Origin of the sequence: Paenibacillus sp. FSL W7-1279, from assembly GCF_037969845.1 — a bacterium.
Taxonomy (GTDB): Bacteria; Bacillota; Bacilli; order Paenibacillales; family Paenibacillaceae; genus Paenibacillus_AQ.
The window spans coordinates 738,597-753,367 of the sequence record NZ_CP150215.1 but is presented as its reverse complement, the minus strand read 5'-3'; the positions used below and the strand labels follow the sequence as shown (position 1 = coordinate 753,367).

Here is a 14,771-nt window from a genome sequence, read left to right as displayed (position 1 = left end):
GTTATATAAAAACAAGAGCCCTGGAGAACATTCCAGGGCTCTTGTTTTTACAGAAAACGGGCTCCTTCAGGCATCATTGCTCCTTCTTAAAGGGCTCGTTTTCATCCACGCCAAGCATCTATATCGTCTGAACTCAGCCAAAGGTTGTGACAATCAGATGCAAAGCTTCGCATCCCGATGGCGGGAGAAATACCGATTATGTATGCTATGAATAAATGAGTTGAGAATGGGGATCACGCGGAGGCCGTTCAGATGGCTTCCCAAACAAATACCCCTGCGAGAGCTCGATCCCGATATCTCGGCAAAAATGAAACTCCTCCCGTCTCTCAATGCCTTCAGCCAGCACCATGGCCCCAAAATCATGAGCCTTGTTCGTGATCATTTTGAGTTGCTCCTGCTGCCCGGGATTACGATCGCAATGGTCGATCAGACTTCGGTCGATCTTTACATAATCCGGCTTAAGCTTAATCATCTGCTCCAATGTGGAATAACCTGCACCAACGTCATCCATGGCTACCGAGATTCCATGACTGCGATACACCTCGAAAATCGATTGCAAATGCTCAACATCATCAATCTTCTCGGTTTCCACAACCTCAAATACGAAGTCCCTCGGATCCAGATGGAGCCTGTCTATGGTATGGAAGGTGTGGCTTAGACACATCTGCGCATCATATATGGAGGATGGCAGGAAGTTCACGAATCGCTTCACGCCGATGGGAAGCCACTCGGCACTGGTCTCAATGGCACTGGTTCGTGCCGCCCGGTCCAGGAATGCATGCAATCCGGTTTTACGGGCTGTCTCAAACAGCTCATACGGCTGGAACCTGGCTCCCCCATCTACCGGACGAAGGAGAAATTCGTAGGCAACGATCTGCTCGGATGAATCCACGATGGGCTGCATATAGCTCGTAAACTGCTTATGTAAAATGATACTTACCATATCGTAATGCTCCATCTGCAGTTCGAACTTCTGCATAGGGGTCCACGAATGCCGGATTTGCGGAGCTTCTCCGTCGGTAACACAGAAGGACAGCTCTTGACGAATCTTCAGCGGAAGGGGCTGCAGACACTTCATCATGGAGATCAGGTCCGCGCGTACCTTGTAGTTTACAGCACAACCCTCATTGTTCTCTTGTACCGCGTAGCCGTTCACTGCCAGCAACTGAATAAGCTCTCCACTTGCAGGCTTCATATGAATGGTCCCCTGATCCTCAATCGGTTCAAAGGTGCTGCAATTGTCGCAAATCATGTTCGTCCTCCTTGGCAAGCTAGCTCTCACTATGCTTCTTATCGGCATTTTGAATATGATTTCTTTGCATTTTATGGATTTTATATCGAATTTATGACCTATTTTAAGAGAAATGCGCAAGATTCGTGCAATGATTACGCCAAATTCTACAAAAATCGACTTATATTGCTTTTAACAACGTATTGTCAATATTATGGTCATGCTTGATCTACTCAACCTTTTGATCCAAAAGCTGCAGCAGCATCGTCCGCTCCACATCAAAATGCCAAGGGGCGTTCCGTTCCTTGGCCGCATACATCGCGGCATCGGCGCGACCAATCAGCTCCTGGTCATTTCTGGCATGATCCGGATAAACCGCAATGCCGATACTCGGCGTGGTTCGAACTTCATGCCCTTCCAATTCGTACGGCTCGCTAAGCATCGTCCAAATCTCCTCCGCCATCCAGATCAGCTCCTGATCCTCACCAGCCGGATGGATCATAACGGTGAATTCGTCTCCTCCTAAACGGGAAACCAAAACTCCCTTGGATTCAAGAGATTGAAGCCGGTCTGCAACCTTTCGTATCAACAAATCGCCGGCACGGTGGCCGTATCGGTCATTGACTCGTTTGAAACGGTTCATATCCATATACAGCAAGCCTACACGGGAAGCTGCGAGGTCCGCCTCCTTCAGCGAACTCGCCAGCCTTGCATTAAAATAACGGCGATTATACAGCCCCGTAAGATCATCACGATGTGCCAGGGCTTCACTCTGCATCAGACTCTCATGCAGTCGGTCAAACAAGCGATCGTTCTCGAACTGGATTAAAATCTGCCTGAACAGAATCAGGATCACGCACAGGGATAGGCCGGTAAACAGTCCAGTCCACCCTCCAAACCGCTGCGCCATAAGGGCAAACATCCCGCCAAGCACGCTGTAGGGAAGCAGGTACCTTACGATCAGGTTTCCGACTGAACGCGGCTCCCGCTCGCCAACGGATGGTTTACGGGAATTAGGAGCGGACTGCCCACCTGCGAAACTAATGAATAATACCGATATCGTATAGAGTGGATACAGATAGGAACGAACCTCGATACCCATCAGATCAACGAGATAGATGTACAGGACATCTCCGGCAATATATGCGCTTCCGCCTAGACATAACAGAATGGCCGCCCTTTTCCCTAACAGTCCGGTATTAAAATACAACACCAGCGTAAAAAAAATAAGTACCATTGCGCACAGGGGATACAGCATGTCCACCCAAAGGTTTCCCCATACTGCCTCATGGGCCAGACCCTGAAGCTCAGGCTTGATGAAATATTCCCACCCTACTGTCATGACGGCTATGCCAACAATCACGATATCCAGCATAAACCGGAGCCCCCGAAACGAACCTTGAACATGCCGGAATAAATAAATGAGAGAACTTGCGAACAGAATGAGTTCAAGTCCCCAGAATAAGTGGGTTAGGATCGGCGAGAAAGCGCTCTCTTTTTCAAACCAAACATAACAAGCGTGAATGATTCGTGCCGCTGCATCCCCCATTAATCCGAGACTCACAATAAGCCAAAACCTGCGAAGATGAACCTCATAACGCCGACTAATCCGCATTAAATAAACGGAGGCGGCTGCAGGAGGAATAATGACTAGAACACGCTGAAGCGATAAAGCCTCAGGCATCCACAGAGCAATCATGATCTGAATGAATGCATATATCATGGCGAGTCGAATCCACAGATGATCTGCTGGAGTTGGACTCATAAGCATTCCTCCTCGGCCAAAGGGTAAGCTGGATCACTTTCATATGTTAGGTCTTTTGAATTAATCTTTCTATTTCTCATGATACTTTTTACCCACCCAAAAGTAAAGATGAGGAAATGAAAGAAAAATCATCTGTATCAGCCCTGCATGAACACAACTCCCACTTGACGTATAGGGATTATGTGATAATATTTCAGTCATATCTCATATGGATCGGAAAGGGTGTTGAACCATGTCACAGAAACGATTAGATCATGTTGGTATTGTTGTCCGGGACCTAGAAGCTACAATCGCCTTCTATACATCCGTAGTCGGACTAGAACTAAAGGATCGCCTGACCCATACGAATGGCGTCATCCAGCTGGCGTTCCTCGGATTTAACGGCAGCAACGAGACGGAAGTCGAGCTTATTCAGGGATACAGCGACACGCTGCCAGCGGAGGGCACCGTTCATCATTTTGCAGTCAGCACGGATAACATTGAAGAGGAATATGCCCGGGTTCAAGGACTTGACGTTCCTCACTTGGACGAGGAGATCGTGACGCTCCCGAATGGTTTCCGTTATTTCTTCGTTCATGGTCCCGAAGGGGAATGGATTGAGTTCTTCCAGCGCTAACCTCAATATAGAAGCCTTATTCAAATCCTTTATTCCGTGAAAGGTTCATAGGATTAATTAATCCTTCCCATGGCAAGTGTTCTGAGCAAAGACCTGCCTCGTTCGCGCTCCTTCGAACTAGACAGGTCTGGTGTGTTAGGACTATAATAGCGGATGTAATGATCAAAACTTCATAAATACCGGGGGAGCTGGGATATAGCCGGCTGAGAGTGTATCCGATATGATACTGACCCTTACACCTGATCTGGGTAATGCCAGCGTAGGAAGCCCATGTTTGCGGCAGCTATTTATTTGCCGTGGTATACACTTACGCCGTCATGCGTCCTGATATCATCAGGGCGTTTTTTTTGTGGAGTTGCGAGGTAATAGAAAGAGAACTCAAAGGAGAGAAGAAACGATGAAGAAGGGAAGATGGATTCCGCTGCTTCTCGCTTGCGTCCTGCTGATGGTCGCGTCCGGATGCGGCACAAGCGGACAGAACAAAAAGACAGGTGCCGAAGGTGAAGGCAGTCAGACTTCCGGGAAACTCCGTGACGTGCATCTGATGCTCGATTGGTCCGCCAATACGAATCACACCGGCCTGTATGCAGCGAAGGAGCTTGGGTATTATGAGGAAGAAGGGCTTAATGTCCAGATCGTCCAGCCGGGAGCAGGCGGAACGGATACGCTGGTCGCATCCGGAAACGTGCCGTTTGGCATCAGTTATCAGGAAGGCGTAACGCTGGCCAGAACCCAAGGCTTGCCGCTCGTTTCCATTGCAGCGATCATTCAGCATAATACGTCCGGCTTTGCCGCCCCCAAGGACAAAGGCATCGTGAAGGCAGGCGATTTTGAAGGAAAATCCTATGGCGGCTGGGGCTCGCCTGTGGAGGAGGCCGTCATGAAATCCATCATGGAGATCGATGGCGCCGATGTCAGCAAGGTGAATATGGTCAATATGGGCGATGCCGATTATTTTACGGCCGTCAAACGCGACATTGATTTTGCCTGGATCTTCTATGCTTGGACGGGGATTGAAGCCGAGCTTCGCAATGAACCGCTTGACATGATTTATGTGAAGGACTACTCCGAGCAGCTTGATTATTACACACCAGTGATCGTGACGAACGAGAAGCTGATCCAGGAAGACCCCGAGCTTATCAAAGCGTTCATGCGGGCGACTTCAAAAGGATACGACTATGCGATTCAACATCCTGAAGATGCGGCAGCTCTGCTTACGAAGGCGGTTCCTGACCTCGATGCCGAACTGGTTCTCGCCAGCCAGAAATGGCTGAGCCCCCGTTATCAGGATGATGCATCCCGCTGGGGCGAACAGAAAGCCGAAGTATGGTCGGGATATGCAGACTGGATGTTTGAGCGTAAGCTGCTGGAGAAGGAACTTGACGCGGACCGCGCATTCACCAATGATTTTTTACCGGAGCAGCCATAAGGCTATTTTTATTTAAAAAGAAGAAAGTCGGCCTTTGCAAAAGGCTGCCTTTCTTCCAATACATTATAGCTTGCACGAAAGGATGAGTTTACATGGCGAATACACTTTTGAGCATTCAAGTGATACCGAGAACGCCAAACGGGGCCGACAGCATCCCTTATGTAGATGAAGCGATTAAGGTCATTCAGGAATCAGGCGTGAAATACGAGGTTCATGCACTCGAAACGACCATGGAAGGTGAGCTCGCCGAGCTGCTCAAGATCGTGGAGCGCATGCATGAAGCGCTGGTGAATGCGGGAAGTCCCAGCATCATATCCCAAGTTAAAATCGCTCATCATCCCAGCGGCATCAGCATGGATAAGCTGACTGAGAAATACCGTCCATGAGAAGCTGGTGGAGTTCGGTTTGGCCGCCCGTTGTGGCGGTCCTCTTCTTTTTGGTGGTATGGCAGGCCGCAGTATCTATATTCGACATTGAACCTTTTATTCTGCCTGCGCCGACGGCCATCGGGCATGAGGCCGTTACCGGAGCTTCCGGTCTCTTCCAGCATACAGCGGCCACCCTGCAATTAACCTTGGTCGGATTTATGATCGGTACGGCGATCGGCCTAGTCATCTCGCTGGCACTGCACATGGTTCCTTTTCTCAAAACCGCTCTTTATCCACTTCTTATTCTTAGCCAGAATGTGCCGACAATCGCCCTAGCCCCGCTTCTCATGATTTGGTTCGGCTTCGGCATGCTGCCCAAGGTTATCGTGATTACGCTGGTCTGCTTCTTCCCCGTCGCTGTTGCGGCACTGGACGGACTGGCCCGTACTGACCGAACCATGATGAACTACATGCAGATGGCGGGGGCTACCTCTTGGCAAATTTTCAGCAAGCTGGAGCTGCCGCATGCCCTTCCCTCCATCTTCTCCGGGATTCGAATTGCGGCCACCTATTCGGTCATGGGTGCGGTTATCGGGGAATGGATCGGCTCGGACCGGGGAATCGGTTACTACATGATGCTGCAAAAATCCGGCTACCGCACGGATCGGGTGTTTGTTGCCATCCTGGTCATCGTCCTGCTCAGCCTGCTGATGGTGCTGCTGATCACTCTGCTGGAGAAGCGGCTCATCCGCTGGAATCGAAAAGGTTGAGTCTCCGTGAATAGACGTAACGAATCTTATATGATAGGAGGCCATTTGTCGATATGACACATCAAGTACCCCTGACGGTCCAGGACGGGGCTGACCCGTCGGCTGCGTCGGTCTCAACCGCACCTGCCCTCGAGGTTCGCACCCTTCGAAAAACCTTCCGCGACCGGCGCAGCGAAGTGCATGTGCTGGATGGCCTTTCGCTTCAAGTACAACCCGGGGAATTCGTCTCCTTAATCGGTCCCTCAGGCAGCGGAAAGAGCACCCTCTTCCATATCATTGGGGGGTTAACAGCTCCGGATGCAGGCTCTGTCCTCATGGACGGTCAGGACGTGACCGGGGAAAAAGGCCGCATCGCCTATATGCCTCAACAGCCGGCCCTATTCCCTTGGCGTACGGTGGAGGACAATGTGCTCCTTCCCGAGGAGCTGAGAGGCACCTCGAAAGCCGCTGCCAGGGAACATGCCCGCAGCTGGATGGAACGCGCCGGACTCAGCGGCTTCGAAAAGGCCTATCCGCACACCCTCTCTGGCGGAATGCAGCAGCGGGCGGCTTTTCTGCGCGCACTGATGAGTCCGCAGGAAGTTATGTGCCTGGACGAACCGTTCAGTGCATTGGATGCGTTAACGCGCAGCGATATGCAGCGCTGGCTGCTCGATATCTGGGAGGATACGCGCCGTTCGGTGCTGATGATTACCCATCATATCGAGGAGGCGCTGCTCCTCTCGGACAGTATCTATATCCTATCAGCACGGCCCGGAACCATCTTGAAACGGGTAGAAGTCCCTTTCTCCCGCCCGCGCCGGGAAAACATCCTGATGGATCCGTCCTTCATCGCATTAAAAACCGAAATTTCCGCCATCATGCGGGAAGAACAGCACAAGCGCTGACCGATGAAGGCCAGCGTAATACATACATCCATGATGGGCAAAGCGCTTCGTGGAAGCTTGCAAGCGAGGTGATGTAACCATGAAATCATTCATGCAGAATGAAGCGAATTCCCCCCTGATCGACACTCATATTCATCTGGACAGTTATTCGTTATCCGATCAACAAGCGATTCTCGCGGACATCCGCCATCATGAGGTTCAATCCATCATCTCTGTCTCCATGCATCTGACTTCCTGCAAGCGAAACCTGGAGCTGGCCAGGCAGTACGGACTGATGGTGCGGCCGGCTTTCGGTTATCATCCGGAGCAGCCCCTCCCTTCCTCTGACGAAATCGAAGGGCTGCTGGATTGGATGGCAGAGCATGTCGATGAGATGGTTGCCGTAGGAGAGGTGGGTCTCCCCTATTACGCCAGGCTGGAGGCTGAATCGGAAGGCCGTCCCTGGGATAACCGCCCTTACGCCTATCTGTTGGAGCAATTTATAGCTTTTGCTAAGAAGCATCATAAACCGGTCATTCTGCACGCTGTATATGAAGATGCGGATATCGCATGTGATCTGCTCGAAAAATACGGCGTCACTCGTGCCCATTTTCATTGGTTTAAGGGCTCCCGTGACACCTTGCAGCGAATGGCGGGCAACGGATACTATATTTCCTTTACGCCCGACATCCTCTATGAGGAAGAAATTCGTGCTATGGCATGTAGGTATCCGGATCACCTCGTCATGACCGAAACCGATGGACCTTGGCCGTTCGAAGGTCCGTTCACCGGACAGATGACCCATCCTCGGATGACGGCTTCTGTGGCTTCGGCATGGGCTGAGCTTAAGGGGCTGTCCTTACTTGAGGCCCGCAGGATTTTATATGAGAATGCCGCGAGACTTTACGGTCTATAAAAAGAATCTTCATGCAGTTCAAGTCGGTTGCTTAGGCAATCGGCTTGTTCTCTTTAAGAAGAAATCGGTTATATTGATTAATCAACTCATCAAGCACAATCGATTGTCTGAGGACTTTAGGATGATTAAAATCACGATACCGCTGCTTCATCTTATGAAGTTTATGCCGTTCTTGCTCGATATTAAACTTTATGCCTTCCTTCGTTTCCATGACTTTATATCCTCCCCTCATGTAATATTTTATGCTTTAATGTAAAATTATAGGATGTTTAATATTAGACATCAGAAATATGACATGGAGGGGCTTATTTCTGTTATTCACGCCAAAGAACCACAATGCCAACCGCAGCATAGTGGTTTTTTGGTTCCATTATTTAACGTACTTATTTAACGTTATTTAACATACTTCTCCTGATATGCCTTTGACATCTCGTCTGTAATTTCCTTCATCTTCGGATCACTCTTGATTGTTTCGATCAGTTTATCGTACGATTCAACCGGTTCTTTGCCCGTGATGACCATGACCCGCATATCCTCCACTTTCTTGGAAAGCTCGGGATAGTATTTGTTGTAGGCTTCCGAATACAGCTCTCCCGAAGGATTCGGAACCTTGACCGTCTTGCGCTCCGTGACGATCTCTACGTTCCTCTCATATACTTCATCCGGCATCCCTACGGCGCTGATAGCCATATCATCGCTGACGAGGTGAATCATATTGTTCAAGTTGCCGTCACCCGTCTTATCCACGGCGGCCTGCGGCGTTGCAACCTTCTTCCCGTTCTCCACATTGTAATGGACCCCTTCGATTCCGTAGGTCAACATTTCATTGCCTTCCTGACTATAACCATAGTCGAAAAACTCGAGGATTTTCTTTACTTTCGCCTCCGGTACTTTCTTCGAAATCAGGTATACTCCATAATACGGCGATCCTGAAGGCGTATACTTCACCCCGTTTGCATTCTCCAAATAAGCAAGCGGCATCAGATCCGCCTTGGGATCAACGCCCTTCACGGCTTCTCCGGTCACCCAGGCATGGTTCATGGACATGCCCCCTACCCCTGCCTTGGCGCTTCGCATCGTATCCATTACCTGCGAGAACTTCATGATAGCGAAGTCTTTGGGGAACAAGCCCTCATCATATGCTTTTTTGATCCACAGCATGGCCTCCCTAGACTCGTCCGACGTCATAATCGGAGTCAGGGTATTATCGGGTTGAAGCTTCCAGGACCCTTGCGTTTCATTAAATATATTATAAATATAGGCGAGTGCGCTCGGATTAGCGGCATACGGGATCTCATCCGCCTGTCCATTACCATTCGGATCCTGTTCCTTAAAAGCCTTTAACACGTTATGGAACTCATCCAGCGTTGTGGGCGTTTCCAGCTAAAGGGCATCCAGCCAGTCCTTGCGGATCATCGGGAACACTCCGCCGCCATAGCTAGGATAATAACGAGGAATGACGATGTTCTTGCCATCCACCTTGGTGATTTCCCACATTTCCTTCAATTCTTCGCGGTTCAAATTCGGATAGTCTTTAAGAAACGGTGTCAGATCCCAGAAAACCCCCTGCTTCAGCATTTTCTGCAGCTGCGGGTTCTGCAACGTCTCCACGAAAGTAACCTCTGGAAGATCGCCGGATGCAAGCATGACATTGATCTTCTCTTCGGCCGTGGACGGCGACAGCCACGTAATATTCAGCTTGGTATTGGTGCGTTTCTCGAGCTCTTTCCATAGTGCATTGGTGTTGTCTATGAATTCGGTGGCATAATTCAGGGTCTGTATCGTAATACTTGTAGGTTCACTGCTGTCTGTTCCGCCTCCGTTGTCGCTCGGTGCACTTCCGTTACGGCTGCCGCATGCGCTAAGCAAGAGCGAGCTTGCCAAGAGCAGCACCCCCGACATTTTTAAAAATGACTTGCCCGGCTTGGTTTCCATTCTTTTCATCATTAGACCTCCCTTATAATGATACCTCTCTCCTGACTGATCATGATGTCAGATAAACCGTATATCGATTCATTCCTTGACAGAGCCTACCATCGCTCCTTTGGCGAAGTGCTTCTGCAGGAATGGATACACTAACATGATCGGCACGGTTGCAATAACGACCGCCGCCATCTTCAACGTTTCCGTTGGAACGGGACGATTCACTTGGAAGGCGAATCCGCCGCCGCTTCCGGATCCCATCGTCGTTGGATCCACAAGCATATTTTGCAGCAATACTTGCAGCGGCCACATCTTCTGGTCGTTAATAAACATCAATGCGTTGAAATACGTATTCCAATAACCGACCGCAAAGAACAATCCGAAAGCGACCAGCGCCGGCAGCGACAGAGGCAAAATAATTCTCCAGAATACGCCGATATCATTCGAACCGTCAATCATCGCGGCTTCCTCCAGACTTTCCGGAATGCTGTCGAAGAATCCCTTCATGAGCAGCACATACCATGCGCTGGTCAAGCTGGGCAGGATAAGCGACCAGATGCTGTCAATGAGTCCCACATTACGAACCACCAAATACAGCGGCACCAATCCCGGCGTGAAGAGAAAGGTGATTAGGATCATAATCATGATTGCCTTGCGAAACCGCAGACGTTTGCGGGACACCGCATAAGCCAAGCCCCCGGTAACGAGCAGACTGAGCAGCGTGCCGACCGTAGCCAGGAACACACTCACGGAAATCGAGGTGACAAACAGTCCGTTGGAGAGTAAATGCTTATAAGCATCCAGCGTCCAAACCCGCGGCCATAATATCAGGCTTCGTTGATAATACTCCACCGGATCGGTAAACGACAAAATAACGGTATAATAAATCGGAAATATCGTTGCCAAACCGATGATCAGCAGCAGTCCGTTATTCACAAGACCGAACAGCCTGGTTTTCCATCCTTTCTCATGCATGCTTTACTCCTCCTTGTCTTCACCCATCCTTTAGTACAAGCTTTCTTGACCGTAACGCCTCGCCAGCCGGTTGGCCGTAACCACCAGAATGACGCCGACAATCGATTTGAACAATCCGATAGCCGTACTGTAACTGAACTCTCCCTGCCGAATCCCCACCCGGTATACATAGGTATCGAACACTTCAGCTACATTGGTAACAGGTGCATTCATCATCAGATATATCTGTTCGAATCCCGTATCCAGAATCGTTCCCAGACGGAGGATCAACAGAATCAAGATCACGTTGCGCATCGCGGGCAGGGTAATATGCCACATCCGTCTCATACGGCCCGCGCCGTCCATGACGGCTGCTTCATATAACTGCGGGTCCACACCGGCGATGGCCGCGAGAAAGATGATGGTTCCCCACCCGACTTCCTTCCAGATGGATTGTCCCGTCAGCATCCCCCAGAAGTAGTTGGGGTTGGAGAGAATATCGACCGTCTCCCAATCCATCGAGATGAGCCACTTATTAAACAAGCCCTCCGATTGCGAGAACATGAGGTACGTAAGGCCATAGATCAATACCCAGGATAAAAAATGGGGGATATACACCAGAGACTGAATGGTCCTCTTATAGAAGGAATTTCGCACTTCATTCAGCATCAAAGCTAAAATGATCGGTGCCGGGAAAAAGAAAATCAAGCTCAGAAAGCTGATCGCCAGCGTATTGCGCAGCAGCATCCAGAAATCATCGTTGGAGAAGAACCGGGTGAAATGCTCGAATCCTACCCAAGGGCTTCCGAGCACTCCAAAGTATGGTGAATACTCCTGGAAGGCAATCACGAGATTCGTAATCGGAATATATTTGAAAATGATAAAAAAGATCAGACCCGGCAAGGCCAGCACGTACAAATACTTGTCGCGCACAACATCCGACCATATCCTCCCCCACTTCGTTTTGGATTTCACGGGAATGGGGGGCCCCCGCTTCCTTTTGCCGACTGGACGGTTTCTTGTGCTTTCATCGATATTCCCTCACTTTCAGCCTTGTCATCTCGTTCAACATACCGTTCACGGAATGTAGTCCTAATGTAAACGGTTGCAGAATTCCCTGCAATTCCACTTTTTTTCCGTCGGCTCCAATCCCCCTCCCATTCGATGCACGGCACAGGGAAAGCTCGGTCTCTACGGCATTGTGGAACCTTTCGTTTCCTTGTATTGCACTTTTTTTCCACGGCAAATGAACGTCCGATTCGGTTAATCGGTCACGTTGACTCGAACTCGATTAGGAAGATATGATCTTTTCAACTCATCCACTCATTCGCTATGATAGTATGTAATCATTTTACCGGCTCGCTTCGATCAAGCCTTTGATTTGTCTATGCCAACAGGGGGTTAAAGTAATGAGGCAACAGAATCCTGAATCCGTTTTCAAAGGTATTATGTATTGGAGAAGCATCGCGCTTGCCGTTTTGTTAACATGCCTCCCCATCTCGGCCATAACGGCCGTTTACCTTTATGTGGGCAACCAGCACATGATTAACCAATATCAGCAGCGGAACGAAGAAGCCTTGGTTGACGCTGCGCGACAAGTAGACGAGCAATTCACCCAATTGGTCCACTACGCCCTCAATATGGTGGTGAAGCCCCATTTCAAGCCTTCGTTGTCTGATATGGACTTTGTATCGAATATCGAGGAGACGAACGAGCTGTTCAATACACTGAACCTGGTGGAGAATGCCGATCCGCTGGTGGATCAGGTCTATCTCTATATCAAAAAGCAAAATAAAATCATGGAGCCTGATCTCGGCCTGCGGACGCTGGATCAGGAACAGGATGCGTTAAACTTCAACAGGCTCATGGAAGGAGATACGGATATGTTCTGGGTCCACGACCTGGAGCGGCCTTTTAACAAGGATAAATCCTCTCACGCGCTTGTCATGCGACTTCCCTTCAACGGTCATACGCCCTACGGCGCGATCGTCATCTATATTGATCCGTCGAAGCTGCACGTCATTCGCAATAGCGAGAATCTCTCGTTCCTGCTGGACGACCATGGCCACGTCATCGGAGAGTCGGGGATGAGCCGCAGCATGCCGAAGGCGATGAGCGCGATTCAGGAACAGCTGAAGCTACCGGAGAATGCCCGGAGTGCGAATCATCTGCGATTGAAGGTTCCGGTCGACCAGGATGTATTGCTGGTGAATACCGTTCAATTCGAAAAAATGCAGCAAAGTTGGACCTATGTTTCCGGCACGCCGCAATCGAAAATCATTGCTCCAACGAAGCCGTATACTCATATCATCCTGATTTGCTTTGCTTTTGCGCTTGCGGCATCACTGGCTGTAAGCTGGTTTGCCTCTAAGAGCATGTATCGTCCTATCAGCAAGATGCTGAATATGATTGGCAGCGATCAGGCCAAACCGAGCGCGCGATACAATGAGCTTGATTACATTGAACACGAGTGGAAACAGTACCGGTTCTCGCACGATACGCTTCAGAACCAATGGCAGCGGTCCCTGCCCGCGATCAGGGAGGCTTATATCAATCAATTCTTGAGCGGACAAGCCGCCCACCTGACGGAGTCCGAATATGTGCTCAAGCTGCAGGAGATGGATCTTGACATTACCCATAAGCAGTTCTCGGCCATCGTGCTTCAGCAGCATACCCACGGGGAGGATCGGACACCTCTGACGGAAAACGATCAGCATCTTCTCACGTATGCCGCTCTGAACGTGATCCAGGAGCTGGCAGAGGACATAAGCGCATATATGCATCCCATCAATTTCTTCGACGGCTCCTTCGGCGTCATCTTGATCGCTCCGGCCTCCCATCAAGCCGATGAACAATCGCGTTTGATGAAGGAGCTGTGCGATCAGATCATGCGGGCGTTGCGCGATACGCTCCGCATGTCGGCAACCATCGTATTGGGCGGGCCAAGCTCAACCTGGACCGATGTTCCCCATATTCTCGAACAGGCCAAGCGGGCGCTGCATTACCGGTCCTTCGACGCAGGCAGTCAGCTGCTGGAAGCGGAAACCGTGCTTTCCCAGAAAAACGACTGGATCGATTTTCCGCTGGAATTGGAGCAGGATTTCATTCATACCTTGAATCTTGGGCTTCAGGGGGATGCGCTGCGTTCCCTAAGCCGCTTCGTAACGGCGCTTCAGGCCGGGGGAGGCTCGGAGTGGCATGTCCACCATGGCCTCATGCGGTTAATCACAAGCGTTCACCGGTCTATGCTGCAGGCTGGCTTAAATCCATATCAGGTGTACAATTTCTCCAATCTGCAGGAACAGTTGTCCCTGCTTCGGGATCCGAAGGCCTGCGTGACCTGGTTTCAGAAAGAAATTATCGAACCCTACCTCGATCAGTTAACAAAGAACTTCAACAGCTCCATGAAATCGCTGGTCGAAAACGTGCTGGAGCAAATCGAGCAAAACGGGATGCAGGATTTGTCCCTGGATGCCATGGCCATGGAAGCCGGCGTCAGTGTATCCCAGCTGAGCAAAGCGTTCAAGCAGATGACGGGCACGAATTATATAGACTATCTGACAACCGTGCGCATGAACCGCTGCAAAGAATTGCTGCTGACCACCGATCTTCGCATTCACGAGATTGCGGAGGCCGCCGGATATCAGCCTCCCTACTTCAATCGTATGTTCAAGAAGCTTGAAGGGATTACGCCCGGACAATACCGTCAGCAGGGCATCGGCAAATAAATCGGCATGTCATCCTGATCAGTAATCTCCATATAAAAGGAGACCGCTGAAAAAAGGGCTGTCCCCAGGTCCGTATTTCACGACCTTTTGGGACAGCCCCTTTTTTTATGTGCTATGACTTGCGTTCAAGCGTCGTACATGGCGGCACGATTAGCGCCGACGAGTCATCCAGGCATGCTCCGAACCACGCATCGTGCGCACAGGG

At 50.2% G+C, this 14,771-nt stretch carries 14 protein-coding genes and 1 riboswitch; of the genes, 7 read left to right on the top strand and 7 right to left on the bottom strand.

Annotated elements, in window-relative coordinates; translation table 11 throughout:
* Nucleotides 1-205: 205 nt before the first annotated feature.
* Together MKY82_RS03190 and MKY82_RS03185 are read right to left on the bottom strand one after the other, a co-directional pair.
* Nucleotides 206-1,252, bottom strand: coding sequence for an EAL domain-containing protein (locus MKY82_RS03190; RefSeq protein ID WP_194540709.1), 1,047 nt, complete (start codon nucleotides 1,250-1,252; stop codon nucleotides 206-208).
* A gap of 208 nt (nucleotides 1,253-1,460) precedes the next feature.
* Nucleotides 1,461-2,996, bottom strand: coding sequence for a GGDEF domain-containing protein (locus tag MKY82_RS03185; RefSeq protein ID WP_220686709.1), 1,536 nt, complete (start codon nucleotides 2,994-2,996; stop codon nucleotides 1,461-1,463).
* A gap of 232 nt (nucleotides 2,997-3,228) precedes the next feature.
* On the opposite strand from MKY82_RS03185, the gene MKY82_RS03180 reads away from it, so the two are divergent.
* The 6 genes from MKY82_RS03180 to MKY82_RS03155 all read left to right on the top strand — a co-directional run bounded on the left by MKY82_RS03180 (nucleotide 3,229) and on the right by MKY82_RS03155 (nucleotide 7,961).
* On the top strand, nucleotides 3,229-3,612 hold the full coding sequence (locus MKY82_RS03180; RefSeq protein WP_194540707.1) for a VOC family protein: 384 nt from the start codon (nucleotides 3,229-3,231) through the stop codon (nucleotides 3,610-3,612).
* 171 nt (nucleotides 3,613-3,783) lie between these two features.
* A riboswitch (TPP riboswitch) is annotated at nucleotides 3,784-3,895 on the top strand.
* 114 nt (nucleotides 3,896-4,009) lie between these two features.
* Complete coding sequence (locus MKY82_RS03175; protein WP_339295475.1) at nucleotides 4,010-5,041, top strand: ABC transporter substrate-binding protein; 1,032 nt, start codon at nucleotides 4,010-4,012, stop codon at nucleotides 5,039-5,041.
* A 92-nt stretch (nucleotides 5,042-5,133) separates the two neighbouring features.
* A complete protein-coding gene (locus MKY82_RS03170) occupies nucleotides 5,134-5,427 on the top strand; it encodes an MTH1187 family thiamine-binding protein (protein WP_071222195.1) in 294 nt (97 codons plus the stop codon).
* Nucleotides 5,424-6,179, top strand: a complete 756-nt coding sequence (locus tag MKY82_RS03165; RefSeq protein WP_220686712.1) for an ABC transporter permease — start codon at nucleotides 5,424-5,426, stop codon at nucleotides 6,177-6,179. Before MKY82_RS03170 ends, MKY82_RS03165 begins: the two co-directional genes overlap by 4 nt.
* Before the next feature lie 53 nt (nucleotides 6,180-6,232).
* The gene (locus MKY82_RS03160; RefSeq protein WP_339221408.1) at nucleotides 6,233-7,066 is read left to right on the top strand and encodes an ABC transporter ATP-binding protein; all 834 of its coding nucleotides are present in this window, start codon (nucleotides 6,233-6,235) and stop codon (nucleotides 7,064-7,066) included.
* A gap of 79 nt (nucleotides 7,067-7,145) precedes the next feature.
* Nucleotides 7,146-7,961, top strand: a complete 816-nt coding sequence (locus tag MKY82_RS03155) for a TatD family hydrolase (protein ID WP_339295474.1) — start codon at nucleotides 7,146-7,148, stop codon at nucleotides 7,959-7,961.
* A gap of 31 nt (nucleotides 7,962-7,992) precedes the next feature.
* Here MKY82_RS03155 and MKY82_RS03150 read toward each other — a convergent pair whose 3' ends face one another.
* From MKY82_RS03150 to MKY82_RS03130, 5 genes are all read right to left on the bottom strand, one after another.
* A complete protein-coding gene (locus tag MKY82_RS03150; protein WP_113059296.1) occupies nucleotides 7,993-8,172 on the bottom strand; it encodes an aspartyl-phosphate phosphatase Spo0E family protein in 180 nt (59 codons plus the stop codon).
* A 182-nt stretch (nucleotides 8,173-8,354) separates the two neighbouring features.
* Entirely contained in the window at nucleotides 8,355-9,308 is a 954-nt protein-coding gene (locus MKY82_RS03145; RefSeq protein WP_339295473.1) for a hypothetical protein, read from the bottom strand.
* 36 nt (nucleotides 9,309-9,344) lie between these two features.
* The gene (locus MKY82_RS03140; RefSeq protein ID WP_339295472.1) at nucleotides 9,345-9,908 is read right to left on the bottom strand and encodes an extracellular solute-binding protein; all 564 of its coding nucleotides are present in this window, start codon (nucleotides 9,906-9,908) and stop codon (nucleotides 9,345-9,347) included.
* Between the two features lie 66 nt (nucleotides 9,909-9,974).
* Entirely contained in the window at nucleotides 9,975-10,859 is an 885-nt protein-coding gene (locus MKY82_RS03135) for a carbohydrate ABC transporter permease (protein WP_071222199.1), read from the bottom strand.
* 30 nt (nucleotides 10,860-10,889) lie between these two features.
* Nucleotides 10,890-11,813: an ABC transporter permease subunit gene (locus MKY82_RS03130; RefSeq protein ID WP_339295471.1), complete on the bottom strand. Its 924-nt coding sequence runs from the start codon at nucleotides 11,811-11,813 to the stop codon at nucleotides 10,890-10,892.
* Nucleotides 11,814-12,247: 434 nt separating this feature from the next.
* Here MKY82_RS03130 and MKY82_RS03125 point away from each other — a divergent pair, with 434 nt between their 5' ends.
* Nucleotides 12,248-14,566, top strand: coding sequence for a helix-turn-helix domain-containing protein (locus MKY82_RS03125; RefSeq protein ID WP_339295470.1), 2,319 nt, complete (start codon nucleotides 12,248-12,250; stop codon nucleotides 14,564-14,566).
* Nucleotides 14,567-14,771 lie beyond the last annotated feature (205 nt).

Bases quoted from the DNA above. Each gene is read 5' to 3' on its own strand.
- MKY82_RS03190 (WP_194540709.1), bottom strand. From the start codon at position 1,252: ATGATTTGCGACAATTGCAGCACCTTTGAACCGATTGAGGATCAGGGG.
- MKY82_RS03185 (WP_220686709.1), bottom strand. From the start codon at position 2,996: ATGAGTCCAACTCCAGCAGATCATCTGTGGATTCGACTCGCCATGATA.
- MKY82_RS03180 (WP_194540707.1), top strand. From the start codon at position 3,229: ATGTCACAGAAACGATTAGATCATGTTGGTATTGTTGTCCGGGACCTA.
- MKY82_RS03175 (WP_339295475.1), top strand. From the start codon at position 4,010: ATGAAGAAGGGAAGATGGATTCCGCTGCTTCTCGCTTGCGTCCTGCTG.
- MKY82_RS03170 (WP_071222195.1), top strand. From the start codon at position 5,134: ATGGCGAATACACTTTTGAGCATTCAAGTGATACCGAGAACGCCAAAC.
- MKY82_RS03165 (WP_220686712.1), top strand. From the start codon at position 5,424: ATGAGAAGCTGGTGGAGTTCGGTTTGGCCGCCCGTTGTGGCGGTCCTC.
- MKY82_RS03160 (WP_339221408.1), top strand. From the start codon at position 6,233: ATGACACATCAAGTACCCCTGACGGTCCAGGACGGGGCTGACCCGTCG.
- MKY82_RS03155 (WP_339295474.1), top strand. From the start codon at position 7,146: ATGAAATCATTCATGCAGAATGAAGCGAATTCCCCCCTGATCGACACT.
- MKY82_RS03150 (WP_113059296.1), bottom strand. From the start codon at position 8,172: ATGGAAACGAAGGAAGGCATAAAGTTTAATATCGAGCAAGAACGGCAT.
- MKY82_RS03140 (WP_339295472.1), bottom strand. From the start codon at position 9,908: ATGATGAAAAGAATGGAAACCAAGCCGGGCAAGTCATTTTTAAAAATG.
- MKY82_RS03135 (WP_071222199.1), bottom strand. From the start codon at position 10,859: ATGCATGAGAAAGGATGGAAAACCAGGCTGTTCGGTCTTGTGAATAAC.
- MKY82_RS03125 (WP_339295470.1), top strand. From the start codon at position 12,248: ATGAGGCAACAGAATCCTGAATCCGTTTTCAAAGGTATTATGTATTGG.